This is a genomic window from Gemmatimonadales bacterium (genome assembly GCA_036279355.1).
In the GTDB taxonomy this organism is placed as follows: Bacteria; Gemmatimonadota; Gemmatimonadetes; order Gemmatimonadales; family GWC2-71-9; genus DASQPE01.
In genome coordinates this window covers 1-25238 of the sequence record DASUJH010000032.1, presented here as the reverse complement: position 1 = coordinate 25238, position 25238 = coordinate 1, and the positions used below count along the sequence as shown (strand labels likewise).

Genomic DNA, 25238 nt, shown 5'->3' with positions numbered 1-25238 from the left:
CATGTCGAGCACGTTGCAGTGGGAACAGCAAACCGGGACACCCGATCTCGCCAGCACCATCGTCGGTGACATCCTGCACGACCCCGCCCTGAGTCCGCGCGAACGCCGCCTCATGCTGGAAGGGCTCTACGTCCATGACAGCGACCCGACGCCCGCGCCGCCGGACGATCCGGTGCGTCCGGCCGCCGCCGCGCCGCGCATCGCGGCGCCCGAACGAGCTCAGCGCGGGCCGGCCGTCGCCCACCTGCAACCCGCTCCCGCCACCCGCAACGGGACGACGTTTGTTCGCCGTCGGGCCGCCCGCGACGTCCTGCTCGCCGTGACCGGCGTGAGCCTTCTTGCCGTTGCGGCCATTTCGTTGCGGCGCTGAACGCCCGCACACCGCGGGGGAGGCGCCCCCGCGGCATCAGACACCCGCCACTCGCGAACCCCGCTCGATGCCCCAAGTCGAAGCGGGGTTCGGCGTTTGGTGCCCCCACCATCTCCACGGCGATTTGACGGACGCGCAAATCCGGGAGACATTGATGCAGTGCATCAAACGAACTCGCGGCAAGGAGGCGCGACAATGGATCTCGAGCGTTCGGTGGGACTCAGGCCCGACGGCACCCCGTGGCTGCCGGAGCGGCGGACCGCGATCCGCTCGATCCTGCTCAAGCTGGCGGCGATGGGCGTCCAGGTACCAATGGACGCAGGCGACGCCGACGCGCTTCACCTGGCCGGCGATCTCTTTGCCCGCTACCGCGAGCAGACCCGGCTCCTCTCGGAGCACCTCTGCCCCGCCGACCGCCGCATCCAGGACTACATCGATTGGCTGCGCGCGGCCGCGGGGTTTTCCGATCCGATCCGCCTTCCCGCCGAAACGCTGATCCTCGATCGGTACGGGCTCGCGCGCGAGCTCTCGCTGCCCCTCGACGGAAACGAGTGGCACAACGAGCTGGTCTCGAGCTATCGCCTCGACAATGGCGTGCTCCACAATCCGATCAACGATCGGCGCACCACGCAGGGCGTCTTCCACGTGGCCGAGGGCGGGCTGCCGATTCCCGGGGACAAGGTGCGCGTGCCGCTCGTGGCGTATCTGCGCCTGCTCAAAGAGGCGCTGCGCCCGCCGGCACACCTCACCCGCCTTCCCTTTTCGGCCGACTGGGCGGAGCCGGCCGAGACCATGGTCTCGCTGCTCCTCCGGCCGCTCGTCTGTCCCGCGGTCCCCAACGTCTCACCCGAAAAGCGCACCGAGGTCCGCTTCTTCGTGCCCGGCGGCCTCGTGTCGAACCTCGATTTCGTCGAGAGCATCTTTGCCAATGCGGGCGACCCGTACCTGCCGGCCAACGACGCAGCGCTCGACGTCGATGGCTGGACCGGCCACAGCGGCTGCGTGATCCTGGCGCCCCATCTCACCCGGCTCCGGAAGATCGATCTCGGCCTCCCGCACGCGAGCCGTGCCACCGATGCGGAGCGTGCCGCCGGCATGTGCTGGACCGACGAGGCCGAGCTCTACAACGATGGCCGGCCGTTCAAGATCACCTCGCGCGGCATGGAAGGCGTGATGGTGACGATCCTGGCCGACAACTATTTCGGCTACTGCAAGAAGGAAGTGAAGACCCAGATCGGCTACAGCGCCAATCTGTTCGGGCTCGCGGAGGAGGAGCATGCGGGCGGCGCGCTCGCCTTTGCCACGTTCAATCTGGGCGACCGGTTCGTCCCCGATCTCGCGCGGATGGTGAGCACCGGCCACACCTACGAGGAGGTGCTCACCCTGCTCGGCGACCGCGCGGTGCGACACGAGTCGGGCTACGCGACCGACGCGGTGCATCCCGAAATCCACTACATGCCGGAGGACATGGAGATCGACGTCCATCGGCAGGACGTCCGCTGGACGAGCGGCGGCACGGAGCAGCATCTCAAGCTCCTGCCGGGGCGCGTCTACATCCATCCGAGCGGCTACAAGGTGCGCATGGTGAAGCACCGCGCCGCGCCGAGCTGGCGGCTCATCGGCGCGGTGCCGGAGGGCGCGTTTTGTCACAAGCCGTGCACTGTCTCGGGCGGTGGCAAGTCGGAGATCAGCAAGAGCCTCACCGACGCGGTGCTGCCGGGCTCGTTTTACGTGAGCAGCTTCGACGACGACATGGCGCAGGTCCAGGCCATCTTCGACCGGAACTACGACGATGCGCTCCTGCCCGAGTTGCGCGCCGGCGCCGCCCGCGGCTCCTCGCGCCGCCTCCTTTCACCCGAGCGCTCGCTCGGCTCGGTCATCAAGCTGCTCACACCCAATCCTGCCGAGTTCACCCCGGAGTACAACGCGTGGCTCGAGACCATTCCGAACCACGTGCGCGCGCTCGTGTTCGTGATCAAGCGCTTCTACCGGCAGGAGTGGGGCCGCGACTGGCGGCGCCATTTCAGCGTGGACATCATCAACGGCGCGCCGGGGCACGAGCTCAAGTACGAGGGACGGCGGCTCGTGGCCAACTACCTCCGCATCGGCCGCGAGGCGAGCGGCGCGTGGCGCACCTACAAGTTGCGGCAGGACTTCGTCGCCGCCAACAAGGTGCAGATGGAGGACGACATCACCGCCTCGGTCGTGGTGCCGGCGGGGCGCCTCGTCGGGCTCTCGTATCACTACGACGATCATCCGAGCCTCAAGCTGGCGCAGAACTGCGAGTGGCGGCTCTTTCAGCGCCCCGACGACGCGATCCATCCCGGCCTCGACCGGCAGACCGAGGACGACATGGCGCGGCCGGGGCTCTTCTGCTCCAACTTCCGGCCGCTGACGGCGGCGGACGAGCGGCTCATCCTGGAGGACGTGGCAGTCCACGACGCCTTCACCCAGCCGATGCGCAGCCACGTGTCGAAGAACGCCGCCCGCACCGACGGTGGCTACTCCATCTGCTCGGCCGAGCCGCGGATCGTGGACGGCAAGCCCACCAAGAATCCGCGCTACCTGCAAGTGCGGCCCGACGTGGCCCGCCCGCGCGACCGGTACGTGGCGGAGATGGGCGCGCGCCTGCATCGGCGGTTGCCGCTCCACGAGTCGGTGCTCTTTCCGGTTATCGGTGTGCTCTCGGGCCGGCGCAATCACGCGCCGGACGCGGGCGTGCGCCCACTGTGCGTGTTCGGGCCGATCCACTATCAGGAGTTGCCCGAGCTGTTCATGGACTACGTCTGCTCGCTCACCGGCCGCTCGCCCAGCACGACGGGCGCGGGGTCGGAGGGCGCGCTCACCAAGGGACCGTTCAACGCGCTCGCCGCGACCGCCGACCTCAACAACGCGCTGGTCGCGATGCTACTCACAGGCTACGCCGGGTTCAGCTCGGCCGCCGGCGTGATCGGGCCGCGATACCGGGTGGACCACGACATCAGCCTGCTCGTCCCCGAGATCTGGTGCCGGCTCTTTCCCCACGAGCGCGACCCCAGGCAGCTCATCGAGGCGGGCCATCTCGAACGCCTCGAGGACTACGAGTTCGAGGGACGTAAGGTGCTGGCGAGCCGGCTCGGCTGGCGGATCACGGCGAGGTTCGTCCACAACTTCTTCGGGCGGGTGTTCGACAATCCGACCGCGGTGTTCACCGAGGAGATCCTGAAGCCCGAGATCCAGGACCCGGCGGTCTTTGCCGATGGGGTGGACAACGTCGTGGAGGCGCAGCAACGGGTGGCGGAGCAGTACGTCGCCGACGGCACCATCGACGACCTCTGCCCGCCGCTCCAGGTCCTGCTCACGATCATGGCGCACGGGCACCACCAAGGAAAGGACGCGAACCATCCCGAGGTGCGCGCGCTCTTCACCCGCGAGTCGTTGCTCGTGAGCGACTGGTACCGGGAGCGTCTCGCCGTGAAGCAGGCGCGGGACGTGGCGCTCTGGGAGCGGCACGTCGGGAGCCTCACGGCGTTCCTCGCGCGCGCCGGTCATCGGGAGGAGGCGGCGCGGCTCGGCATCGCGGCGCGGCTCACGCACGCGCGGGCCGAGCTCGAGCGGGTGAGCGCGCCCGCGTATCTGGACGAATTGGTGGGGACGATCGGGGCGGACCCGGTTCACCGGGCGGTGCGCGCGGCGGCGCAGGTGGAGGCGGGGGCGCCGAGCGAGTCGGCGGCCATCTACTCCACGCCCGCGCAAGTGTGATTCTGCGCCCTACAGTTCCAGCTCCATGTGCAGCGCGCCCGGCACCGGGTTCGCGCGATAGGGCGCGATGTCCCTGAAGCCGAGCTCGCGGTACAGCGCGATCGCGGCGTCCATCGGGCCGACGACCGTGTCGAGGCGGATGCTGCGGTATCCCGCCCCTCGTGCGTCCGATACGATTCGCTCAGCGAGGCTGCGGCCGAGCCCCTGCCCGCGAAACGCGGGCCGCACGTAGAGGCGCTTCATCTCGGCAACGGCATCACCCAGCCGGTGCATCCCGGCGCACCCCGCCGGCGCGCCGCGGATCGTGGCGAGCAGCAGGCGCCCGCTCGGCGCGGCGTACATCCCCGGCAGCGCCGCCATCTCCTGCTCGAAACCCTGAAAGCAGAGACTGAACCCGAGCGAGGCGCCGTACTCGGCGAAGAGCGAGCGTACCTGCGCGACCTCTCGCGGCGCGGTCACCTCGCGGATCAGCACCATCTGGTCTTGATCCGACGGTTCGCTCATTCCGCGGTTCCCGTCGGTGTCTACTGTACGGTCGTGGGCGCCGCCGCGGCGAGATAGCGCACCAGCGCGTCCGTCGAGAGCGGGTGTCCGGTGGCCTGCCGAATCTTTTCGGGCCAGGGAACGGCGGCGCCCTGCGCAAAGAACTTCTCGGTGAGCCATTTCGCGACCCGCGGCTCGCGGGTCAGGTCCTCCACGCCGAACTGCGCGCGCATCGCCTCGCGCAACTGCGCCGCGATCATGTTCGCGTAGAGGTACGACTGGAAGTAAAGCGGCCCGGTCGCGAACATGTCGCGCGTGGCGAAGTAGTCACCCGCGGGCAGCTCCACGCCGACGTAGCGCCGGTACGTGGCCGCATAGAGCGAATCCAGGTCCTCGGCAGGATGCAGGTAGTGCGTGATCTCGGCCGAGGCGTTGAGCGCGATCGTGCGCCGGAGCCAGAGCAGCAACTGCATTTTGCCCACCGCCTCGAGCCGGGCGGCGTCCGCGGTCGACACACCGCCGGCCCGCGCGAGCCAGTGGTGGTCGTAGGCGAAATGGCCCAGCGTCTCCGCCAGGCCCTCGCCAAGCGGCGTTTCGTCTCCCCGGAAGAAGGCGGCGGGGAGGTCGTGCCGCATGAGCGTGAAGTTGAGCGCGTGGCCGTACTCGTGGAACAGCGTCTCGTAGAACTGCGAGCCCGGAAATGGATTGGTGAGCAACCGGGCTTCGAGCGGCGGGCGGATTGGAAAGGTGATGCCGCCGGTCGGGACGTCCCACACCTTGATGTCGATCGGCAGGCTGTCCACCGCGAATCCCATCGCGTGCATGAGGTCGTGCAGCCGCGCGAGTCCCGAGTCCTTGGGCCACGCGCGGTCGCCGGCGGCGGCCTCCTGCCGGTGCAGCCAGTAGTCGATGTCCCATGGCTCGACACGATTGATGGCGAGATCCTGCTTCACCCGGTCGAGGATGGCGAGGTAGCCGGGGCGGGTCGCCTGCTCGAACGCCTCGAGATCGTGCATTACCTGCACCGGCTCGAGGCTCGAGTTGTTGAGCCCGGCCTCGGCGCCGTTGGCGAATCCCTCCTGCCGGCCGATCCGGTCGAGAAGGCCGAGGGCGCGCACGATCGGCGCCCGCGTGTGTGCGGAAACCTGGGGCAGCGCGCGGTACGCCGCTTCGCGGAGCGATCGGTCGGCGCTCGTGTCGACGAGCGCCGAGAGCGCAGTGCGCGTGAGCCGGGCGCCGTTCACCGTGAAGCGTAACTGCTCGACGGTGTCCTGGATGGCGGTCTGAAGATCGACGAGCGCGATGGAGAGCGCCGGGTTGACGCGCGAGACGAGAAAGTCGCGGTGGTGCAGCTCGAGCCGGCGGGCGAGAGTGCTGTCCTTCACCTTTCCGCGCCAGCGATCGATGACCGCGGCGTAGTCGCGCCGGCTCACCAGATCGGCGGCAAGGCGCGCGAACGGCCCGGCAAAGTGCCGGGTCTCGCCTTTCCACTGGTAGTAGGCCTCGAGACCATCGGCTTCGTAGACCATCAGCTCCTGCGCCTCCAGCTCGTCGAGAAAGGCGGCGAGCTCCCCCTCGGTGCGTACCCGCGGCGGCGGGCCGCCAAGGGTGAGGCGAGTCGGCATGACGCCGGGCTTAGTGGGGGCGTTGGCCTGCGCGGCGACGGGGGCGCCGAGCGTGGCGAGAAACAGCAGGGGGATCAGGACCGAGCGGATGTGGAGTGGCATGGCGGGAGTATACGCCGGCCGTGCGGCGGCGGCCATCGGTGCCAGGCGGACATGCGAACTTTGGATAAGCCGGGTTGGTATCAAAGGCAAGTCGATTATCGTTTGATAACGATTTCCTCTATCAAAACATGGCGCCCACGTCCAGAGTCACTCGCACCGGCCGCTGGGTCACCCAGCAGCGCGGCCCCGAGGGATACGCCGCCTTCATCCCGGCGCCGCTTCCGCCCAAGCCGCCGCTCGCCTTCGCCCCGGAGCTCCAGGGCCTGAGCGAGGCAGCCGGTCGCGCGCTGGGGAGCACGCTGCAACGGCCACACAGGAAATTCCCGCGGCACCCAGCAGCAATACGCGCGGCAACATCCGTCGGGGCCGTATCGCGTCCAGGAGCATCGCGGTGCTCAGAAATAGCTCAGCCAGGGATCGCTGCGCCGCTGCTTCACCCCGGCGAACCAGCGGCACAGCGGATACAGCGCGATCACGACACCTACCCAGATCAGGTACACGACCGGGAGCGAGAACCCCCATCCCGGCGGCTGCGTGATGGGGTAGCGGTCGAGGGCCGGCGACTGGAACATCCAGTGCGCGTCGCCGTAGCGGGCGTAGCAGGCGATCACGGCGAGCAGGTGGATGAGCGGCACGTGCAGCACGAAGTAGAACATCGGCACCTTGCCGATGACGTCGACCGGCCGCGCCCATCTCGGCATGTGTCCGTCGAATGCCCGGAGCGCGAGCAGGGCGGGACCCAGCGTCATCAGCAGAAAGAGCAACGACGGCGGGTACTTGGTGGTGTTGACGAACGAGAGCGCGGTGAAGATGGCGGACCGCTGCCCGGCCCAGCGCGAGGGGTCGCCGTACACGTTGACGGCGCGGAGGACGACGAATGCGGCGACGGCGGCGAGCCCCGCCCGCCAGAGAAACGCCTTCCGCCGCTCGGGCGCCCAGGCGTACACCTGGCCCAGCACGTAGCCCGCCGCGGTCACGCCGATCCAGGGGACGAGCGGGTACGCGACGAAGACCACGTGCGGTGGCGCCGCCGCCACGAATCCGGGCGCGTGCAGGATGACCCACAGAGGATTGGTGGACTGTACGGAGTCGAGCAGATTGTGGCCCGCGATCAGCAGAAGGCCGAAGGCGGCGACGACCGACACGGGGAGATAGACCAGAACCGACAGCGCAATCATCGCCCAGCCGAGCGCCCACAGGACGAACAGCAGCGTCACTTGATAGTCGAAGTTGAACTGCCATCCGAGACAGCGGAGCAGCACGACTTCCACGAAGATCAGCCAGAGCCCACGCGTCGCCAGAAATCGTGAGAGCTGAGGCACCGACTTTCTGCGCAGCGATAGATACGCGCCGGTGCCGGTCAGCAGAAAGAAGATCGGCGCGCAGACATGGGTGATCCAGCGGGTGAAGAAGAGCGGGACCGTCGTTTGCGCGAGGTTGGTCGGGTTGATCCCCGCGGCGCCGAAGTACTCTCGCGTGTGATCGAGCGCCATCAGGATCATGGCGATGCCGCGCACGATGTCGACGGACGCGATGCGGGCGCGCTTCGGCGTGGCCACGGATTCGGCGGACGTGGCGAGCGCACCGGAGCTGGTGAGCGCGGCGTTTGTCACATTCGGTAGAGAATTGGAGAGTCCCGTTGAAGACTGACGCTAGCGGAAGCGCCGCTGAGGCACGTGCACCAGCCAATCGAACGGCTCGTGCCGCCACCCGGCTCCTCATCCTCATCATTTGGGTTCCCTTCCATCTCACACTCGCCGAGCCCGTTCGCTACGCTCGGCATATCCTGGCTGCTGCGGGTGCGACCCCTGCCGCGATCCTCTGACGAGCCTTTCTCGTCATTCAGGATACGACCGCAGGTTACAGGTGCACGGGCTGCTGCCCATGATGCCGCGCCGGGTTGTAGGTCCCGGGCACTGTGCGGAAGGGCACGGCAAGGCGGTTCCAGCTGTTGATGGCGATGATGGCAAGGGTCAGATCCACCAACTCCTTCTCACTGAACTGGCCGCGGGCCTGCTGAAAGAGCTCGTTCGGAATCGAATTCTGTGAGAGTACCGTCACCGCTTCCGCCCATGCGAGGGCCGCGCGCTCGCGATCACTGTAGAACGGGGTCTCGCGCCAGGCGGGGAGCTCGTAGAGCCGCTGCTCCGTCTCGCCCCGAGCCCGGGCGTCCTTCGTGTGCATGTCGATGCAGTACGCACATCGGTTGATCTCGGACACTCGAGTCCTCACCAGGTCGAGCAGCCCCGGCTCGAGTCCACTCTGTTTCACATACTCCTCCAGCTGTAGCATGGCGCGGATCCCATCCGACGCGACGCGAGTGTAGGCGATCCGTTCTTGGTCCATGTCGCTCCTCCGTGATCGGTGGGCAGTGGGCGCCGCACGCATCGGCCTCGCCCTGCTGCTGCGGCGTGAGGTCTCGCCACCCCAGGCTTCGGGATGCGCGGGGCTGCATGCCGCCGGCAGTCTGGCCGCAGGATGCGCGTCGCCCCCTTGCAGCTCCTCCTTCCGACGACGCTCGTTCCCGCGGCTGGTCGTTGTCGAGCGCCTCGTACGCGCGCATCCGGGATGGGGCGATCTCGCTCCTCCACGCAGCCCGGGCGCCCGGCCGCTACCGCGCATGCGTGCCGGTTGCCGCCGTCACCGACAGCGCCTCGCGGAGCATCTGGTTCGCGTAGCCCCACTCGTTGTCGTACCAGCTCATGACCTTGACCAGATCCCCGCCGACCACCCTCGTGAGCTCGAGGTCGACGATGGACGCGCGCGGGTCGCCAATGACGTCCGATGACACGAGTGGATCGTGCGACACCCCGAGCACTCCGGCGTAGCGCTCCGTTTGCGCTTCTCCCGTGAGGATCTCGTTCACCTCCTCGACGGTGGTCTTGCGCGAGGTCATGAATGTGATGTCCGCGAGAGACCCGACGGGAAGCGGCGCCCGGATCGCGACGCCGTCGAAGAGCCCCGCGTACTGCGGCAGCGCGCGCGTCGTCGCGCGCGCTGCACCCGTCGTGGCCGGAATGAGGTTCGCCGCGGCGGCCCGACCACGACGCAGGCCCTTGCCCGGTCCATCGACGAGCGACTGCGACGCGGTATAGGCATGCACGGTCGTCATCACCGCCTTCTCGATCCCGATGCGCCGACCGATGACCTCGATGATCGGCGTAATGCAGTTCGTCGTGCAGCTCGCGCAGGAGAACATGGCGAGATTGCCGTCCGGCGCGTTCGCGCCATGGACAACCGTCTCTACCTCGCCACCCTTCGATGGCGCCGACAGGAGAACGGTCCGCGCGCCCGCGCGGATGTGCTTCTCGAGATCCTCACGCCGCGTCAGCGCGCCCGTGCACTCGAATACGAGCTCGACTCCCAGCTCCCGCCAGGGGAGATCCAGCGGGTCGCGGCTCCGTAGCGTCCGCACCGTGCGGCCGGCGACGATCAGGTCATCTCCAGCGACCGCCACGGACTTCGCGTACCGCCCATATACCGTGTCGTAGCGAAGCAGGTAGGCGAGATTCTCGACATCAACCAGGTCATTGACGGCGACCAGCTCGAGCGACGGCTCATCCATCACCAGCTTGAGGATCGCGCGGCCAATTCGCCCGAGACCGTTGATGGCGACGTTGGTGCTCATCCCGCCTCCTCCATGCTCGATGCGATGCCCGCTCCCCGCGTGCCGGCAGAGTTCTCGATGTCGGCCGCATGCTTCGCCTGCTCGCGGGCGATCACATCCAGCGCCAGAGCCGAATGCGCGTACGCGCCGCCAGCGCGCATCTCCGCGGCGACCCAGATGGCTTCCATGATCTCCTCGGCCGTGCCTCCATGCCTGAGTGCCGCGCCAGTATGGCTGCGGATGCAGTACGGGCACTGGGTCACGTGAGCGACGGCCACCGCGATCAGCTGCTTCGTCTTCGTAGGAAGGGCGCCCTCGGTGAACACGCTCTGGCTGAAGGCTCGAAAGGCCTTGGCCGGCCCGGGGGCCAGACGGGCTCGCTGCTCGGCGAGCTCCCGAGTCGCTTGCGGGTAGAGCAGCTCATGCGTCGACGCTGGCGGGCTTGCCTGTTGCTCGCCGGTCGCGGGAATGGTGGAGGTGCCGTGGGTGTCAGAGCTCATCATGTTCCTTCTCCTTGAATCGGATCCGCCGCACGCTGGGGGATCCTGAGCGGATGATGGTCGTTCCGCGGGTGGCACGCGGTTGTCGTGTGCACGTTCTGGCGCACCACCCAGCGGACTGGCCAGCTTGGCTGCATCCGCCAGCGACACATACCCCACCATAATATGGTAGTGCGGCACCGCCACGCCCGGATGCCTCGCATTGAAGATGATGTCCACGTGATCTGCGCGCTCCTGGGCGATCTTGAGATCGTCGACCCGGATCTCGTTGCCGATGCTGCGTTCTTCTCAATCCATCATGCCGGGGGAAGATCGCGAGCTCATCGCGAAGGGAGCATGTAGCGGCCAGGAAGCTTTTTAATCGCCCCCCCGCCCGCTTCGGCACTATCTTGCGGTATGTCTGGACCACTGGTCGCGCAGGGCCTGTCAATGCAGGATCGTCTCAGACAGATCGGCGCTGCCACCGCGGCGCTCTTCACGCGTGGAGACGGCAGAGCCGTTCACCGGCGAGGACGAGCTCCTGTTGGGCTCCCGGCCACGCTCACAGAGGCACGCAGCGGTATGATTGCACACCGAGCGGAAGCGCGACATCGCGCGGAGCTGCCCACGCTTTGAATCCACACGTTGTGCTCGCCGTCCTGATCGCCTTGGGGCTCATCTGGACAGCTGGTTGGGCGACGGTGCTCCTTCGATCTCCGCGGGCGGTGCCGGTCGAGACCATCCAGAAGTCGGAGGCCAGGGTGCGGCTGGTCCTGCTCACGAGCTTCGCGGCCATCGCCATCGTGCTCTTCATCCTGACACTGCGTCGGCTCCCGTATCAGGGGACGCGCATCATGGAGCTCGGACCGCCGCCGGTCACGGTTGCGGTCACCGGGGCGCAATGGAGCTGGATCTTGTCGCGCACTCGGGTCCCAGAAGGTGTCCCCATCGAGTTCGCTGTCAGCGCGCGCGATGTGAATCACGACTTCGGGCTCTACGACCCACGAGGTCGCCTGGTCGCGCAAGTGCAGGCCATGCCCGGCTACACCAACCGCCTCGTCTACGTGTTTCCCGCGCCGGGGACGTACACCGTGCGCTGCTTGGAATATTGCGGGCTCGCGCACGACATGATGACGACCACCTTCACCGTCGCGGAGCAGTAACCGTGGGGGGTCAGGGAGCAGTCCTCGCGGACGAGTATACAGCGGGTACGCCGCTGCTCGCTCCGCGCCGCGCCAATGGCGAGGTGCTTCGCGCCTCGATGGCGTACATGGTCGCGGGGCTCGGCGGCTTTCTGGTGATGGGGCTGCTCGGACTGCTCATGCGCCTCGATCAGGGCGGCCTAATGGTCATTCCCCCCGAGTGGTTCTATCGGCTCATGACGCTGCACGGAGCCGGCATGGTCGCCTCGATACTCCTCGCGGGGTTGGGTGGTCTTGCTGCGGCGGTGAGCGCCACGACCCGGTTGAGTGCGCGCGTGCTGTGGATCGCGCTGGTGGTCTACCTGCTGGGCACCGGCTTCGTCGACCTCGCCACACTCGTCGGAGGGTTTGGTGCTGGATGGACAATCCTCTATCCACTCCCCACCCACGGCTTCGTGTGGACCATGGACTCTGCCCTCGCCATGTACGCGGGCTATCTCTTCGTTGCGCTCGGACTGCTGCTCTTCAGCGCGCACATGCTGTACGCGCTCGCCAGATCGCATGGCGGACTGACGAAGGTCTTGGCGCTCCGCTATCTGTTCTCCGGCGGACGCGACGAGCGGAACGCGCTCCCGCGGCCGCCCGAGCTCATCGCCGCCGTCATCTCGATCGACTCGATCGTGGCCGCGGCGGCCGGCGCCGTCTACCTGATCCCGCTCTTCGCGCAGGCGGCGGGCATCGTGGGATCGGTCAATGCGCTGTTCGCCAAGAACGCCGTGCTGCTCTTCGGTCACACGATGGCGAATCTGAGCATTTACGTGACGGCCGGGCTGGTGTATGCGGCGCTGCCGGCATTTACCGGGCGCGCATGGCGGACGACGTGGCCGGTCGTGTTCGCGTGGGATCTCATCATCGTCCTGATGCTGATCAACTACTCGCACCACCTCTACGCGGACTTCGCCCAACCCATCGGCCTTCAGCTCTTGGCCGAGATCGCGTCCTACGCCGTCGCTCTACCATCTTTCATCGTCACCATCATCGGGGCGCTTGCCCTCATCTATCGCTCCGGCATACGCTGGACGGCCGCCCCGATCCTCCTGGCGCTCGGACTATGGGGGTGGGTGTTCGGCGGCTTGGGAGCGGTGCTCGACGCCACGATCCCGGTCAACCAGGTGATGCACAACACCATGTGGGTGCCGGCGCACTTCCATACCTATTACTTGCTCGGCGCCGTCGCGTTCGCATGGGGATATCTCTTCTATCTGGTGCGAGCGCTCAGCAATCGAGGTGACGCCCGGGCGAGCCGCATGGCGGCGTGGCTGTATGGGATTGGCGGCGCGGGGTTCATCTTCATGTTCTTCGTGGCCGGCGCGAACAGTGTGCCGCGCCGCTACGCGGTGCACCTTGCACAATGGCAGATATACGCGCGCATCGCGGTGCCGTTCGTCGTGCTGCTCGCGCTGAGCCTCGCGTGGCTGAGCTGGGATATCGGGGCGCGCTTCAAGGCAGCCTGGCGCGGCACGCACGACCCCACCCTCGAGTCCTGACCTTCGGCGGGACGGTGATGTCCGGCACCGCTTCCTTCGTCTGGGAGTGGGAGTGGGAAGCCCCGCTGGGCATCGCACTCATTCTCCTCGAGCTGGGCTACGTTGCCGTGTGGGTGGGCAGCGGGATGCGCAGACGGTGCACGCGCCGCGCGTGGGCACTCCTCGCCGCCTTCACGGGCGGGCTCGGTGCCATCGTGTTTGCCCTCATGTCGCCGATCGGCGCCAACGACGAGCGCCTGCTCTCCATGCACATGATCGAGCATGATCTGCTCATCTGGATCGTCGCTCCGCTCCTCCTCATGGGAGCGCTCCCCCTGCTGCAGAGCGTGCGGCCGCGCCGGGCACCGTCGCGACCGCTCGCCATCATCACGCATCCGGCATTGGCCTGGGCGATCTCCACGGTGGTGCTCTGGGCCTGGCACGCACCGCCACTCTACGGGCTCGCGCTCACCAACCCGATCGTGCATGGGGTCGAGCATCTCTGGTTCGTCGGCGGCTACCTGCTCTACTGGTGGCCTCTCCTTGCGCCGCCGGCGGCTGTCGGGCGGCTGCACAGCAACGTCGCGCGCGTGGGATACCTGCTGGCAGGCGCGACGCAGTCCGCGCTCCTGGGCGCCGTCATCATGTTTCGCGGCAGCGTGATCTACTCGCAGTATCTGCACATCCCCGGAGCGACACTGTCGTCCGCGCTCGCCGATCAGCGACTGGCCGGCGCACTCATGTGGTTCCCCGGAGCCGTCGTTTTCGCGCTGGCCGCCGCACTCGCGATACGGGAAGGCGACACCCAGAGTCAAGAAGCGGACGCCGACGCGGCTCCAGGGTCCGTGAAATGCATGCCACCAGGCGGGCCGTCGGTTCGAGTCTCGAATACCATGTGACGAGGATCATCAGCGCGACGCGACGGACGCGCGGCCCACTTCGCCGCGCGCTTCGAGCCGCGCAAGGAGCAAATGGTAATACAACATGCCCTGCTGAGGCGCCAGTGTCTCGAGAATCGTCGTGACATCGAGCGGCACGCCGCCCGCGACGAGCGCGGCGTTGCGCGCCACGCTGGTGTCGTTCATCGGGAAGACATCCAGCCGCCCGAGCCCCCGCAGCAGGATGACCGTCGCCGTCCACGGGCCGATGCCCTTGATCTGGCGGAGCAATGCTGCGGCGTCGGGACTCGCCCGCTCCTCCAGCATCCCTTCGTCGAGCGCGCCCGAGGTGAGCGCCTCACCGGCGCGCCGGAGCGTCGCGATCTTACCGGTGCTGAGCCCCATAGCGCGCAATACGTCGTCCGCCGTCCCCAGCACGCGCTCGGCGCTCGGGAACAGATACAGCGGCGTGCCCTCGGTCTCGATGGAAGTGCCGAGTGTGACGATCAGTCGGCGCGCGATGGTGCTGGCCGCTTGTAGGCTCACCTGCTGGAAAACGATCGCATTGACAAACGCCTCCCAGAGCGTGGGGTAGCGCGGCGGCTTCACGCCGCGCATGCGGCGTGCCAACGGACTAAGCCACGGCACGCGCGCGGCGGAGCGGCCGAAGAGTGCGAGATCGCGATCGACCCCGAGCGTGCGCCGCACCAGTGCGAGCACCCGCGCGTCCTCCAGCGCATCGCGCGCGTCGCTCTCGATCGTCACGGTGAGCGCATCAGGCCGCGCCTGTGAAACGCGCGCGATCACAGGACCGCGCGGGGAGCCGTGCGCGCCGGCGAACGCGCGCACATATTCGCCATCCGGCGTGAGCACATCGACGACGTTCGTCGGCAACCGCCGGAGTGCGCTCACGGTGAGATCGAGGCGGAACGGCGCCAGGACGCTCAGCTCTTGCCGGGAGCGGGACGCTGGCGGCGCGGCGAGCGACGAGTGGGCCTGGCCCTGCAATCGCGACATCGGATGAGCGACTATCTGATGAGCGACTATCTAGGGAGGACAAGCATGGCGGCGCGACGCTTCAAGGTTGGCAATCACGCCAGCGGCGCGGACGCTGCACGCGTCTCATGTGGTCGCCGCGCTCTCCGTGTGTTCAGGAGCGGCACGCTCGGCGCGCTGGGGAGCCTCGATCCGTCGCGCGGCTCGGCCGTCGGCGAGCCATGGCACGATCTTCCCCTGCGCCAACTCTTGCACCAGATGCTTCACGCCGTGCACGAGATCGGTGGCCGCGCCCCTGACGAACGCTCCCGTTTCCCCAGCCACCCCGAACTCGGGCGGGTTCTTCCGGTACTGGCCGCCGGCGGGCTCCACACCAACGCCGTGCTTGTACACGAGCGTGCCGCCCAGATACGCCGAGTAGATGAGCGCGGCAATGCCAGCGAAGCCGACGCCGAGATAGGCAACCGAGGGCCGGTAGCGCCCTCTCCGCCACACGGCCATGAGGCCGGTCAGGACAGTCGCCGCGAGGTTGATGTTGCGGTGCGTAATGAGCATGTCCATGGTCTCGCCCTGGACGTTTACCTCCTCTTGCGCAATGAGGCCGGAGACGGCGGAGACAGCAGCCCCGGCTGCGGCCACCTGTATGGTCTGCCGCCCGGTTTCGAGGAGTGAGCGGCTCCCGGTGGCCCGCCCCAGTGCGTCCGCACTGATGGCGACGGGTAACAGCGAGATCGGTAGGTGCACGAGCGACGGGTGAATCTCTTGCAGACGGATGGCCATGATGTGCTCCGTTGGGCTCGAGTGATGATCCGCGCACGGTCCGGGAGAGCAGTACCGGGCTCCTCGCACGACCCGTGCAGCTCCCCTGTTCCCCCGCTCAGACCGCCCACAGAGGTTGGACCGCTCGGCATCTGCCCACTCGCCGTGACTTCCTTCGCTTGCATCGCCAGTTGCTTCTTGTCGCTCCGTGGCCGCCACCACTCGTCCCTGTAGGCTCGCGGTTGCAATCGACTGGGCTTCGAGCGACATCTGCAATCTACACCACCACCGGTTCAATCGAGGCCGATGCGACATCATGAGAGGAGTCATCGCGACACAGTGTGCGGTGCGACCCGGAAGCGATGAAGGGTCCCGCAGCACGCAGCACTCATGGGCACGCCAACCGTGGTGTAGCGGTCCAGCGCGTGTACAGCCATCTGGGCGCGGTGCGGCATCGCTCGGGGTGGTCGAGCATCGGGTCGAGCAGCATCGGAAAGCGCTCGGCGATCGGCTCAAAGCGCTCGCGGTGTGAGCCGGTCGCGGTGAGTGGTAACAGGCGAACGTGTTACCGCCCTCGCTCGTCGGCTGTTACCGCATCTCCTGCACAACGCCCCGCCAACAGCGAAGTGTCAGCGGGGCGAGATGTTGCCGGACCGTGTTGTGATGGGCCTGGGTAGAGTTGAACTACCGACCTCACGCTTATCAGGCGTGCGCTCTAACCACCTGAGCTACAGGCCCCAGTGCACGCAAGATATGCGCGCGCGGTGAGGGCGGTAAAGGCGGAAGAGGGGACACCGCCCGTCCCGCCTCGTGTCACCGCAAATCCTCTTCCTCCTCGCTGAGATCATCGAGGTCGTCCAGGTCCTCCTCATCCAGATCTTCATCGTCCTCGTCCAGATCGTCGTCATCCTCATCCAGATCGTCGTCGTCCTCGCCGAAGCCGAAGGCGTCGTCGTCCATCTCGTCCTCATCCTCGTCGAACCGGCGACGCATCTCGAGGGCCTCCAACAAGGGTTCCCGGGCCACCATGATGTCCTCCGCCATCTGAGAGAGGGGGTGCCGCCTACGAAGCGTCCGCCACCCGGGCGGCCCGGGCGGCCTTCCTGCGATCGTTTGCCGCGAGCACCCGCTTCCGCAGGCGGATGGCCTTCGGCGTCACTTCGATCAGCTCGTCTTCCTCGATGTACTCGAGAGCGTATTCGAGCGTGATCTCGCGCGGCGGCTCGAGCAGGATGTTGTCGTCGGAGCCCGACGCCCGCATGTTCGTCAACTTCTTTTCCTTCGTCACGTTCACGTCCATGTCGCCCAGGCGCGCGCTCTCGCCCGCGATCAATCCCTCGTACACGTGGTCTCCCGGCGACACGAACATCTGCGCCCGCTCCTGCAGGTTGCCCAGCGCGTACGCCACCACCACGCCCTCGCGGTCGGCCACCAGCACCCCGCGCTTCCGCCCGGCGAGCGGGCCCGCCCACGGCCCGTAATCGAGAAACCGATGATGCATCGTTCCCATGCCGCGCGTGTCCGTCAGAAACTCCGAGCGGTAGCCGAAAAGCCCGCGCGCCGGAATCCGGAACGTCATCCGCACGACGCCCTGCCCCGGATTCCGCATCTCGGTGAGCTCCGAGCGCCGAGGCCCCAGCTTCTCCATGACGACGCCCATGTACTCTTCCGGCACATCGATCATCAGCTCCTCGTACGGCTCCAGCCGCTCGCCGTCGGGGCCGGTCCTGGTGATGACTCGCGGACGAGAGACCTGGAACTCGTACCCCTCGCGCCGCATCGTCTCCATCATGATGCCGAGGTGCAGCTCGCCGCGGCCGGAGACGGTGTGGGTGTCGGGGCTCTCGGTCGGCTCGACCCGGAGCGCCACGTTGCGCTCGAGCTCGCGGTAGAGCCGGTCGCGCACCTGGCGGCTGGTGACGTACTTCCCCTCGCGCCCCGCGAACGGGCTGTTGTTCACGATGAGGTCGACCGAGATCGTGGGCTCCTCCACCGCGATGCCCTCGAGCCGCTCCGGCGTCTCCACCGCGGCAAACGTCTTCCCGATCTCGATCGTGTCGAACCCCGCGAGCGCCACGATGTCGCCCGCCTCGGCGCGATCGATCTCCACCCGATTGAGCCCGTCGAATGTGTAGAGCCTGGTCACCCGGTTCCGCTCCGCCGCTTCGTCGGCGGCGAGCCCCGGCTCGCCCAGCGGGAGCAGCGCCACCTGGTCGCCCACCTTTACCCGGCCACGTTCGATGCGGCCGATCGCGATTCGTCCGAGAAAGCTGGAGAAATCGAGCGTCGAGACCAGCATCTGGAACGGGCCCTCGGGATCGCCCCTGGGCGCCGGCACGTGGTCCACGATGGCCCGGAAGAGCGGCATGAGATCCTGGCCGGGCTGGGCCAGATCGGGTGTCGCCGTCCCCGCGCGGCTCGACGTATAAAGGAAAGGGGCGTCGAGCTGCTCGTGGGTGGCCTCGAGGTCGATGAAGAGCCCGAGTACCTCGTCGTGCACCCGGAGCGGCTCGGCGTCGGCCCGATCGATCTTGTTGATGGCGACGATGGGCCGGAGCCCCAAGGCGAGCGCCTTTCGAGTGACGAACCGGGTCTGCGGCATCGGACCTTCGGCCGCGTCGACCAGGATGAGCACGCCGTCCACCATCCGGAGGATGCGCTCCACCTCGCCGCCGAAATCGGCATGGCCCGGAGTGTCGACGATGTTGATCTTGACGCCGCCCCAGTGCACCGCGGTGTTCTTGGACAGAATCGTGATCCCCCGCTCCCGCTCCAGCGGGTTGGAATCCATCACGCGCTCCTCCACCTGCTGGTTGGCGCGGAAGGCACCAGCCTGGCGGAGCATCTGGTCGACCAGCGTGGTCTTGCCATGGTCAACGTGGGCGATGATGGCGAGATTGCGAATCACGACTTCGGCTTCCGCGTCTCCGTGCGGTCCAAGATGCGAGCAGCCCGGACCGCCCGGGCCACCGCGGGGCATATATAGACCCGCCCTCTGCCCACCGCAAGAGACGGCGGGAGGCCTCGAAACCCCCTCGAAATCCTAGTGATGATGGTGCGCGTGGGCCTGCGCGTCAGGGTGATGGGGACGGAGCGGCACGACCGGCTCCACGCACCCGTCCTCCACCTCCAACTGCACCGTCACGTGCCCGATGCCGAGCCGCGCCATCTCGGCCTGAATGCCGTCGAGCACGCCCGGGTGGGTGCGGAGGTCGGGAACGACGGCGTGGCCGCTCATGGCGACCATGCCGCTTGCGACGGTCCAGACGTGGAGGTCGTGCACCGCGGTGACGCCGGCCACGCCGCGCATGCACCGCTCGACCTCGCCCAGCGAGATGCCTTTCGGCACCGCCTCGAGCAGCACGTCGGTGCTCTCCCGCACCAGCCGCCACGCACCGACCAGGATGAGCAGCGCGAGCGCGATCGAGAGCACCGGGTCGGCGATGGTGTTGCCGGTGGCCCAGACGATGACGGCCGCAACGATGGCGCCCACCGAGCCCAGCGCGTCGCCCAGGATGTGGAGGTAGGCGCCGCGGGTGTTGAGGTTGCCCTCGCGGGCGCCGTGGAGGAGCGAGAGGCTCACGACGTTGACGATGAGCCCGGCCACCGCCACGGCGAGGAAGAGCCCCGGCCGGATCGGGGAGGGATTGCTGATCCGCCGCACCGCCTCGACCACGACCCATACGGTAATGGCGACGAGCGCGGCGCCATTCACCAACGCGGCGATGATCTCCCAGCGTTGGTAGCCGTAGGTCTTGGCCTCGTCCGCCGGCCGGAGCGCGATGCGCGCCGCAAAGAGCGAGAGCCCGAGCGCCCCCACATCGGTGAGCATGTGCCCCGCGTCGGCGAGGAGCGCGAGCGAGCCGCTCAACCAGCCGCCGATCACCTCGACGATCATGAACGCGCCGGTGAGCGCCAGGACGGACCATAAGAGGCGGACGGGCGGGCGGGCGGACGGGCGGACGAACGGACCTCCGGCGGGCAGGCGGTCAGCGGTAAAATGGGTGCAGTTCGGTCGCGTCGCGTCCATGGGCGAAACCTAACGCGCCTCCCCCTCTCCGTCCGTCCGCCCGCCCGCCTGTCCGCCTGTCCGCCTGTCCGCCTGTCCGCCCGTCCGCCCCCGCACCGCCTCCGCATGCCCCGCCAATCCCTCCGCCTCGGCGAGCGCCTCGATTGCCGCCGCGTCGCTGCACAGTCGCGCCCGGCTGTAGCGGATGATGCTCGTGCGCTTCACGAAATCGTACACGCCGAGCGGCGAGGCGTAGCGCGCGGTACCCGCGGTGGGGAGCACGTGGCTCGGGCCGGCGACGTAGTCGCCCACGGGCTCGGGGGTGTCGTCGCCGAGAAAAATGGCGCCGGCATGGCGCACCTGGGACGCGATGGCTTCGGCGTCCCGGGCCACGATCTCGAGATGCTCGGGCGCGCGGAGGTTAGCTACCTCGACGGCGTCGCGAAGCCCAGGCACGAGCACGACGAGGCCATTCCGCGCGAGCGACGCCCGGGCGATCGCCTCCCGTGGCGCGCCGGCCAGCGCCCGCTCGAGCGCCGCCGGAATCGCGCCGGCGAGCGCGGCATCGGTGGTGACGCACCACGCGCTGGCATCCTCGTCGTGCTCGGCCTGCGCGATGAGGTCGGCGGCGACACGGTCCGGCAGCGCGGTGTCATCGGCCAGGATGAGCACCTCGGTCGGGCCCGCGATCATGTCGATGCCCACCTGTCCCGCGAGCTGACGCTTGGCCTCGGCCACCCAGCGATTGCCCGGTCCGACGACCTTGTCCACGCGCGGCACCGTCCGCGTGCCGAACGCGAGCGCGGCCACCGCCTGCGCGCCGCCGATCCGGAAGATTCGGGTCACTCCCGCGAGCGCGCAGGCCGCGAGCACCGCGTCGGTGGCGCCGGCCGGCGGCACCACGGCGACGATCTCCCCCACGCCGGCCACGGCGGCGGGCACCGCGTTCATGATGACGGAGCTCGGATACGACGCCTTGCCGCCGGGCACGTAAAGGCCCACGCGGTCCAGGGGCCTCACCCGCATGCCGAGGACGGTGCCGTCGGGGTCGGTGATGGTGAAGCCGGAATCGCGCTGCCGCTCGTGATAGGCGCGCACGCGGCCGGCGGCGAGAGTCAGCGCGTCGCGCAGCGCGGCGGGGATGCGGGCGAGCGCCGCCTGCCACGCGTCGAGCCCGAGCTCCCATTCGGCGGGGGCGAGATCGAGGTGGTCGAAATCGCACGTGTAGCGGCGGACGGCGGCGTCGCCATGCAGGCGCACGTCGTCGAGGATGCGCGCCACCTGGTCGCGCGTGGCCGGGTCGACGCCGCCCGCACGAGGGAGAAACGGCGCGAGCCGCTCGAGCGGCGGCAGGGCGATCCGGCGGATCACGCCTGCCGTTTCCATCCCGGCCCTCGCGGTAACATCGCCTCGTTGTTAGACTTATCCCGGTATGGACCCCTCAGAACCTGCCTCCACGGCGTTCGGCCTGGTCGCGGTCGTGCTCCTGGTCGTCGCCAACGCGTACTTCGTGGCGACCGAATTCTCCCTCGTGAGCTCGCGGAAGACGCGGCTCGACGAGATGATCCGCGCAGGAAATCGCAAAGCTACCTTTGCCCGCCGGGCCATTCAATCGCTCGACCGCTCGATTTCCGCCACCCAGCTCGGCATCACGCTCGCCTCGCTCGGCCTGGGCTGGGTGGGCGAGCCGGCGGTGGCGGCGCTCATCCGCGGGTGGTTCAGCGGGCTTCCGGCGGCGGTGGCCGGTATTGCACTCCATTCGGTCGCCACCATCGTCGCGTTCGCCATCGTCACCTACGTCACCATCATCCTGGGCGAGCTGGTGCCGAAAGCGTTCGCGCTGGTGCACCCCGAGATCGTGGCGTCGTGGACAGCCGGCCCGCTGCTCGCGTTCGGCTGGGTGATGGCCGGGCCCATCGCGCTGCTCCGGCGCAGCTCCAACTGGCTGCTCAACCTCGCCGGCATCAACCCGCCCGGCGAGACCGAGCGGCTCCACTCGGCCGACGAGATCCGGATGTTGGTGGAGCAGAGCGAAGAGGGCGGCAAGCTCCTGCAGGAGGACGCGAGGCTGCTCGAGGGCGTCTTCGAGTTCAGCGAGAAGACGGCGCAGGAGGTGATGACGCCGCGCACCCAGATGGTGGCGTTCGCGGCGGAGACGCCGGTGGAGGCGGCAGCCGACGAGGTGGCCCGGGTGCGGCGGAGCCGGTACCCGGTGTATCAGGACTCGCTGGACGAGATCGTGGGCGTGGTGCACGCCAAGGACATCCTGAGCGCCCTTCGCGCCCATCCGGGCGCACAGCTCCGCACCATCATGCGTCCGCCGCTCTTCGTGCCAGGGACGCGCGAGGTGGAGGACGTGCTGGCCGACATGAAGCGCCTCAAGACCCACCTCGCGGTGGTGCTCGACGAGTACGGCGGCACGGCGGGACTGGTAACGATGGAGGACCTGCTGGAGGAGATCGTGGGCCCCATCTTCGACGAATACGACCGCCAGGAGCGCCCGACGCCGGTGGTGGGCGGCCCCGTGCTCGATGGCGCCACGCCCATCACCGAGTTCAACTCCGAGTATGGCGCCGAGCTGGACGACGCCGACTACACCACGCTCGGCGGCTACGTGTTCGGCCAGCTCGGCCGCTTGCCACGCCCCGGCGATCGGGTGGCCGCGGGCCGATTCACCTTCGAGGTCGCGGAGATGGACGGCCGCCGCGTGCGGACCATCCGCGTCCACCAGAACCAGCCCGAACCCGCCGAAGAGACCGCCGAGCGGCCGCGCTGAGCGTGAGCGCCGGGCGTTCCCGCGCGCACCGGCCGCCGATATCTTCCCGCGTCATGCCGCGCGCATCGCTTGCCGCCATTCCGCCCGGGGCCGTTGACCTCACGGGCGACGCCGTCCGGCGTCGCCGCGCCTTGCAGCGCGCGATGATGGGCGTGCTCGAGAGGGCGGGCTACGAGGAGTCGAGCCCGCCGACCTTCGAGTACGAGGAGGTGTTCCGCCGCGCCGGCGGGGCCGACGTGGCCGAGCGACTCATCCGGTTCGTCGATCTAGACGGGCGCATTCTGGCGCTGCGCTACGATTTCACCTCGAGCATCGCGCGCGTGGCGGCGACGACGTTCGCCGACGCGGCGCGGCCGCTCCGCTTCTGCTATTCGGGACCCGTGTACCGCAACGAGCCGGAGCGCGGCGGGCGGGCGCGCGAAACGCTGCAAGTGGGCGCCGAGCTGTTGGGCCAGGGCGACCTCTCCGCCGACGTCGAGATCGTGCGCCTGGCGCTGGCGCTCGCCGAGGCGGCGGGGCCGACGGAGTTCCAGCTCAACCTGGGCCACGCGGGTGTGCTGGCGGGCGGGCTCGCGGCGCTCGACGAGCAGCTTCGCGCCGACGTGCGGCGGTGGATCGACCGGAAGGATCGCGGCAGCCTGGCGCGTGCGCTCGATGGGGCGCGCGGCGGCGCGGGCGCCGAGGTACAGGCGCTGCTCGAGCTGCCGTTCGTGATCGGCCGGCGCGACGCGATCGAGCGCGCGCTTCGCTCGGCGCCTGCCGCCGCGCGCGGCGGGCTCGAGCATCTGCTCGCGCTCGACGCCGCACTCGATCCCGCCGAGCGCGCGCACCTGGTGTACGATCTGGGCGAAGTGCGCGGGCTCGACTACTACACCGGCATCCACTTCGAGCTGTTCGTGGCCGGTGCGGGCCGGGCGGCGGGCGCGGGCGGCCGCTACGACGATCTGATGGGTCGCTTCGGGCGTCCGATGCCGGCCGTCGGTCTGGCTCTCGACGTCGACGTGCTGGCCGAGCTCGGCGCGTGAGCCGCCTGCGCATCGCGCTCGCCAAGGGGCGGCTGCTCGAGCCGTCGGTCGAGCGCTTCCGCCGCGCCGGCGCCGAGCCGATGCCCGACGCCGGCCGGCGGCTGCTCGTTCCGTCGAGCGATCCCGACATCGAGTTTCTGGTGGTGAAACCGGCCGACGTGCCGGTGTACGTCGAGAGCGGCGCCGCGGACCTCGGCGTCACCGGCACCGACGTGCTGCGCGAGACGCCCGCGGACGTGCTGGAGCCGCTGGAGCTGGGCTTCGGTTATTGCCGTCTCGTGGTGGCGGCACCCTCGGCAACGCCGTATCCGGCGCTGCCCGGCGGTGCCACGGCCCGCGTTGCCACCAAGTATCCCCGGCTCGCGCGCGAGCACTTCAACGCGCTGGGGCGGCCGGTCGACATCGTGCACGTCGGCGGGTCGGTCGAGGTCGCGCCGCTGCTCAACCTCTCGCATTGGATCGTCGATCTGGTGGACACGGGGGCCACGCTCAAGGCGAACGGGCTGGTGGAGCGGGAGACGATTCTCGAGGTGGGCGCCGTGCTGGTGGCCAACCGCGCGAGCCAGAAGCTCAAGCTGGAGTGCTATCTCGAGCTGATGGCGCGGCTCCAGCGGCAGTAACCCGGCGGCGCCGCGCGAGCCGGGCGGCCAGCTCGAGCGCCGCGCGCATGCTCGATGCATCGGCCCGGCCCTGGCCCGCGATGTCGAACGCGGTGCCGTGATCGGGTGACGTCCTGATGAATGGCAGCCCGAGCGTCACGTTCACCGCCTCGCCGAATGCGGCCACCTTGATGGCCGTCATCCCCACGTCGTGATACGGCGCCAGCACGGCGTCGAACTCGCCGCGCATCGCCCGCACGAAGACGGTGTCGGCCGGCAGCGGCCCGGCGGCGCCGAGCATCCTGGCCGCGGGGCGGAGCACGCGCTCGTCCTCGTCGCCGAAGAGCCCTGCCTCGCCGGCGTGCGGATTGAGCGCGCACACGGCGAGCCGGGGCTCGGCGATGCCCCACAGCTCGTGCAGCGCGCGCTCGGTGATGCGTCCCGTGCGAACGACGCGGTCCATGGTGACGAGCGCCGGCACGTCGCGGAGCGGCACGTGGGTAGTGACGAGTACCACGCGCAGCGCGCCGCGGGCGAGTGCGCCTGGCCCCGCACCGCGGGGCTGCCCGCCCGCTGATCCCGCGTCGGCCGGCGATTCCGCCGCGAGCATCATCGCCACGTCGACATCCCCGGCGAGATGCGCCAGCCACTCGGTATGACCGGGATAGGGAAAGCCGGCCAGGTGGAGCGCGTGCTTCTGGGCCGGCCCCGTTACGATCGCATCGACTTCGCCGGCCTGCACGAGCCGCACCGCGCGCTCCACCGCATGCCCCGTGAGCTGCCCTGCCCGCACGGCGCGCTGCCGATCGGCCGCGGCGCCACCGCGCGGCGCGTGCTCCCCGGCGCCGAGCCCCCACGTGCCCACCGAAATCCGCAGCGCCGCGGGCACGTCCGCGATCTGATCCTCCGCGCCGATCGCAACGATTTCCGCGTCGATGGCCTCGGCCAACGCCTTCGCGGCGATCTCCGGTCCGATGCCGCGGGGATCGCCGAGGGTGACGGCGAGGCGGACAGGCGGACAGGCGGACGGGCGGCCTGAAGAGATCGCGTGCGGGAGCGGCGCAAACGGGGGCGGGGACTCCGCCGACAAGCCGACAGTCGGCTCCGCCCCCGCCCCCGTT

At 68.8% G+C, this 25238-nt stretch carries 21 protein-coding genes and 1 tRNA gene; 8 read left to right on the top strand and 14 right to left on the bottom strand.

The window, feature by feature from the left end:
- Position 1 precedes the first annotated feature (1 nt).
- Positions 2-370 (top strand): hypothetical protein, encoded by a 369-nt coding sequence (locus VFW66_08760; GenBank protein HEX5386774.1) that lies wholly within the window; start codon positions 2-4, stop codon positions 368-370.
- Positions 371-565: 195 nt separating this feature from the next.
- Complete coding sequence (locus VFW66_08755) at positions 566-4111, top strand: hypothetical protein (GenBank protein HEX5386773.1); 3546 nt, start codon at positions 566-568, stop codon at positions 4109-4111.
- A 9-nt stretch (positions 4112-4120) separates the two neighbouring features.
- Here VFW66_08755 and VFW66_08750 read toward each other — a convergent pair whose 3' ends face one another.
- The 6 genes from VFW66_08750 to VFW66_08725 all read right to left on the bottom strand — a co-directional run bounded on the left by VFW66_08750 (position 4121) and on the right by VFW66_08725 (position 10647).
- Positions 4121-4615: a GNAT family N-acetyltransferase gene (locus VFW66_08750; GenBank protein ID HEX5386772.1), complete on the bottom strand. Its 495-nt coding sequence runs from the start codon at positions 4613-4615 to the stop codon at positions 4121-4123.
- A gap of 20 nt (positions 4616-4635) precedes the next feature.
- Entirely contained in the window at positions 4636-6321 is a 1686-nt protein-coding gene (locus VFW66_08745) for a hypothetical protein (GenBank protein ID HEX5386771.1), read from the bottom strand.
- Positions 6322-6716: 395 nt separating this feature from the next.
- Positions 6717-7934: a heparan-alpha-glucosaminide N-acetyltransferase domain-containing protein gene (locus tag VFW66_08740; GenBank protein HEX5386770.1), complete on the bottom strand. Its 1218-nt coding sequence runs from the start codon at positions 7932-7934 to the stop codon at positions 6717-6719.
- 247 nt (positions 7935-8181) lie between these two features.
- Positions 8182-8667 (bottom strand): carboxymuconolactone decarboxylase family protein, encoded by a 486-nt coding sequence (locus VFW66_08735; protein HEX5386769.1) that lies wholly within the window; start codon positions 8665-8667, stop codon positions 8182-8184.
- Between the two features lie 265 nt (positions 8668-8932).
- The gene (locus VFW66_08730) at positions 8933-9949 is read right to left on the bottom strand and encodes a glyceraldehyde 3-phosphate dehydrogenase NAD-binding domain-containing protein (protein HEX5386768.1); all 1017 of its coding nucleotides are present in this window, start codon (positions 9947-9949) and stop codon (positions 8933-8935) included.
- Positions 9946-10647: a carboxymuconolactone decarboxylase family protein gene (locus tag VFW66_08725; protein HEX5386767.1), complete on the bottom strand. Its 702-nt coding sequence runs from the start codon at positions 10645-10647 to the stop codon at positions 9946-9948. Before VFW66_08725 ends, VFW66_08730 begins: the two co-directional genes overlap by 4 nt.
- Before the next feature lie 392 nt (positions 10648-11039).
- Between VFW66_08725 and VFW66_08720 the strand changes: the two genes are divergently transcribed.
- The 3 genes from VFW66_08720 to VFW66_08710 are packed head-to-tail and all read left to right on the top strand — an operon-like array spanning position 11040 to position 13974.
- Positions 11040-11570, top strand: coding sequence for a hypothetical protein (locus tag VFW66_08720; protein ID HEX5386766.1), 531 nt, complete (start codon positions 11040-11042; stop codon positions 11568-11570).
- Between the two features lie 2 nt (positions 11571-11572).
- Positions 11573-13096 (top strand): cbb3-type cytochrome c oxidase subunit I, encoded by a 1524-nt coding sequence (locus VFW66_08715; protein ID HEX5386765.1) that lies wholly within the window; start codon positions 11573-11575, stop codon positions 13094-13096.
- A 17-nt stretch (positions 13097-13113) separates the two neighbouring features.
- Entirely contained in the window at positions 13114-13974 is an 861-nt protein-coding gene (locus VFW66_08710) for a cytochrome c oxidase assembly protein (protein ID HEX5386764.1), read from the top strand.
- Positions 13975-13983: 9 nt separating this feature from the next.
- Here VFW66_08710 and VFW66_08705 read toward each other — a convergent pair whose 3' ends face one another.
- From VFW66_08705 to hisD, 7 genes are all read right to left on the bottom strand, one after another.
- On the bottom strand, positions 13984-14970 hold the full coding sequence (locus VFW66_08705; protein ID HEX5386763.1) for a hypothetical protein: 987 nt from the start codon (positions 14968-14970) through the stop codon (positions 13984-13986).
- A 105-nt stretch (positions 14971-15075) separates the two neighbouring features.
- Positions 15076-15729: a DUF2231 domain-containing protein gene (locus VFW66_08700; GenBank protein ID HEX5386762.1), complete on the bottom strand. Its 654-nt coding sequence runs from the start codon at positions 15727-15729 to the stop codon at positions 15076-15078.
- 643 nt (positions 15730-16372) lie between these two features.
- A tRNA-Ile gene (locus tag VFW66_08695) sits at positions 16373-16446 on the bottom strand.
- Between the two features lie 75 nt (positions 16447-16521).
- Positions 16522-16752 carry a hypothetical protein gene (locus tag VFW66_08690; protein ID HEX5386761.1) on the bottom strand — a complete coding sequence of 77 codons (231 nt, stop codon included), beginning with the start codon at positions 16750-16752 and terminating at the stop codon, positions 16522-16524.
- A gap of 19 nt (positions 16753-16771) precedes the next feature.
- Positions 16772-18616 carry a translational GTPase TypA gene (gene typA, locus VFW66_08685; GenBank protein ID HEX5386760.1) on the bottom strand — a complete coding sequence of 615 codons (1845 nt, stop codon included), beginning with the start codon at positions 18614-18616 and terminating at the stop codon, positions 16772-16774.
- Positions 18617-18751: 135 nt separating this feature from the next.
- On the bottom strand, positions 18752-19738 hold the full coding sequence (locus tag VFW66_08680; protein HEX5386759.1) for a cation diffusion facilitator family transporter: 987 nt from the start codon (positions 19736-19738) through the stop codon (positions 18752-18754).
- A gap of 9 nt (positions 19739-19747) precedes the next feature.
- Complete coding sequence (gene hisD / locus VFW66_08675; GenBank protein HEX5386758.1) at positions 19748-21103, bottom strand: histidinol dehydrogenase; 1356 nt, start codon at positions 21101-21103, stop codon at positions 19748-19750.
- 46 nt (positions 21104-21149) lie between these two features.
- Between hisD and VFW66_08670 the strand changes: the two genes are divergently transcribed.
- From VFW66_08670 to hisG, 3 genes are read left to right on the top strand one after another with little or no spacing between them, the layout of a single operon-like run.
- On the top strand, positions 21150-22493 hold the full coding sequence (locus VFW66_08670; protein HEX5386757.1) for a hemolysin family protein: 1344 nt from the start codon (positions 21150-21152) through the stop codon (positions 22491-22493).
- A 53-nt stretch (positions 22494-22546) separates the two neighbouring features.
- Positions 22547-23518 carry an ATP phosphoribosyltransferase regulatory subunit gene (locus tag VFW66_08665; protein HEX5386756.1) on the top strand — a complete coding sequence of 324 codons (972 nt, stop codon included), beginning with the start codon at positions 22547-22549 and terminating at the stop codon, positions 23516-23518.
- On the top strand, positions 23515-24138 hold the full coding sequence (gene hisG / locus VFW66_08660) for an ATP phosphoribosyltransferase (protein ID HEX5386755.1): 624 nt from the start codon (positions 23515-23517) through the stop codon (positions 24136-24138). The genes VFW66_08665 and hisG overlap by 4 nt, the downstream gene beginning before the upstream one ends.
- On the opposite strand, the gene pdxA is transcribed toward hisG, so the two are convergent.
- The coding region (gene pdxA / locus VFW66_08655; protein ID HEX5386754.1) for a 4-hydroxythreonine-4-phosphate dehydrogenase PdxA at positions 24089-25238 on the bottom strand (1150 nt) is incomplete at its 5' end. The genes hisG and pdxA overlap by 50 nt on opposite strands.

Excerpts from the sequence above, each read along its gene's own strand:
- VFW66_08760 (HEX5386774.1), top strand. The coding sequence starts at position 2 with ATGTCGAGCACGTTGCAGTGGGAACAGCAAACCGGGACACCCGATCTC.
- VFW66_08755 (HEX5386773.1), top strand. The coding sequence starts at position 566 with ATGGATCTCGAGCGTTCGGTGGGACTCAGGCCCGACGGCACCCCGTGG.
- VFW66_08750 (HEX5386772.1), bottom strand. The coding sequence starts at position 4,615 with ATGAGCGAACCGTCGGATCAAGACCAGATGGTGCTGATCCGCGAGGTG.
- VFW66_08745 (HEX5386771.1), bottom strand. The coding sequence starts at position 6,321 with ATGCCACTCCACATCCGCTCGGTCCTGATCCCCCTGCTGTTTCTCGCC.
- VFW66_08735 (HEX5386769.1), bottom strand. The coding sequence starts at position 8,667 with ATGGACCAAGAACGGATCGCCTACACTCGCGTCGCGTCGGATGGGATC.
- VFW66_08730 (HEX5386768.1), bottom strand. The coding sequence starts at position 9,949 with ATGAGCACCAACGTCGCCATCAACGGTCTCGGGCGAATTGGCCGCGCG.
- VFW66_08710 (HEX5386764.1), top strand. The coding sequence starts at position 13,114 with ATGTCCGGCACCGCTTCCTTCGTCTGGGAGTGGGAGTGGGAAGCCCCG.
- VFW66_08705 (HEX5386763.1), bottom strand. The coding sequence starts at position 14,970 with ATGTCGCGATTGCAGGGCCAGGCCCACTCGTCGCTCGCCGCGCCGCCA.
- VFW66_08700 (HEX5386762.1), bottom strand. The coding sequence starts at position 15,729 with ATGGCCATCCGTCTGCAAGAGATTCACCCGTCGCTCGTGCACCTACCG.
- VFW66_08690 (HEX5386761.1), bottom strand. The coding sequence starts at position 16,752 with ATGGCGGAGGACATCATGGTGGCCCGGGAACCCTTGTTGGAGGCCCTC.
- VFW66_08680 (HEX5386759.1), bottom strand. The coding sequence starts at position 19,738 with ATGGACGCGACGCGACCGAACTGCACCCATTTTACCGCTGACCGCCTG.
- hisD (HEX5386758.1), bottom strand. The coding sequence starts at position 21,103 with ATGGAAACGGCAGGCGTGATCCGCCGGATCGCCCTGCCGCCGCTCGAG.
- VFW66_08670 (HEX5386757.1), top strand. The coding sequence starts at position 21,150 with ATGGACCCCTCAGAACCTGCCTCCACGGCGTTCGGCCTGGTCGCGGTC.
- VFW66_08665 (HEX5386756.1), top strand. The coding sequence starts at position 22,547 with ATGCCGCGCGCATCGCTTGCCGCCATTCCGCCCGGGGCCGTTGACCTC.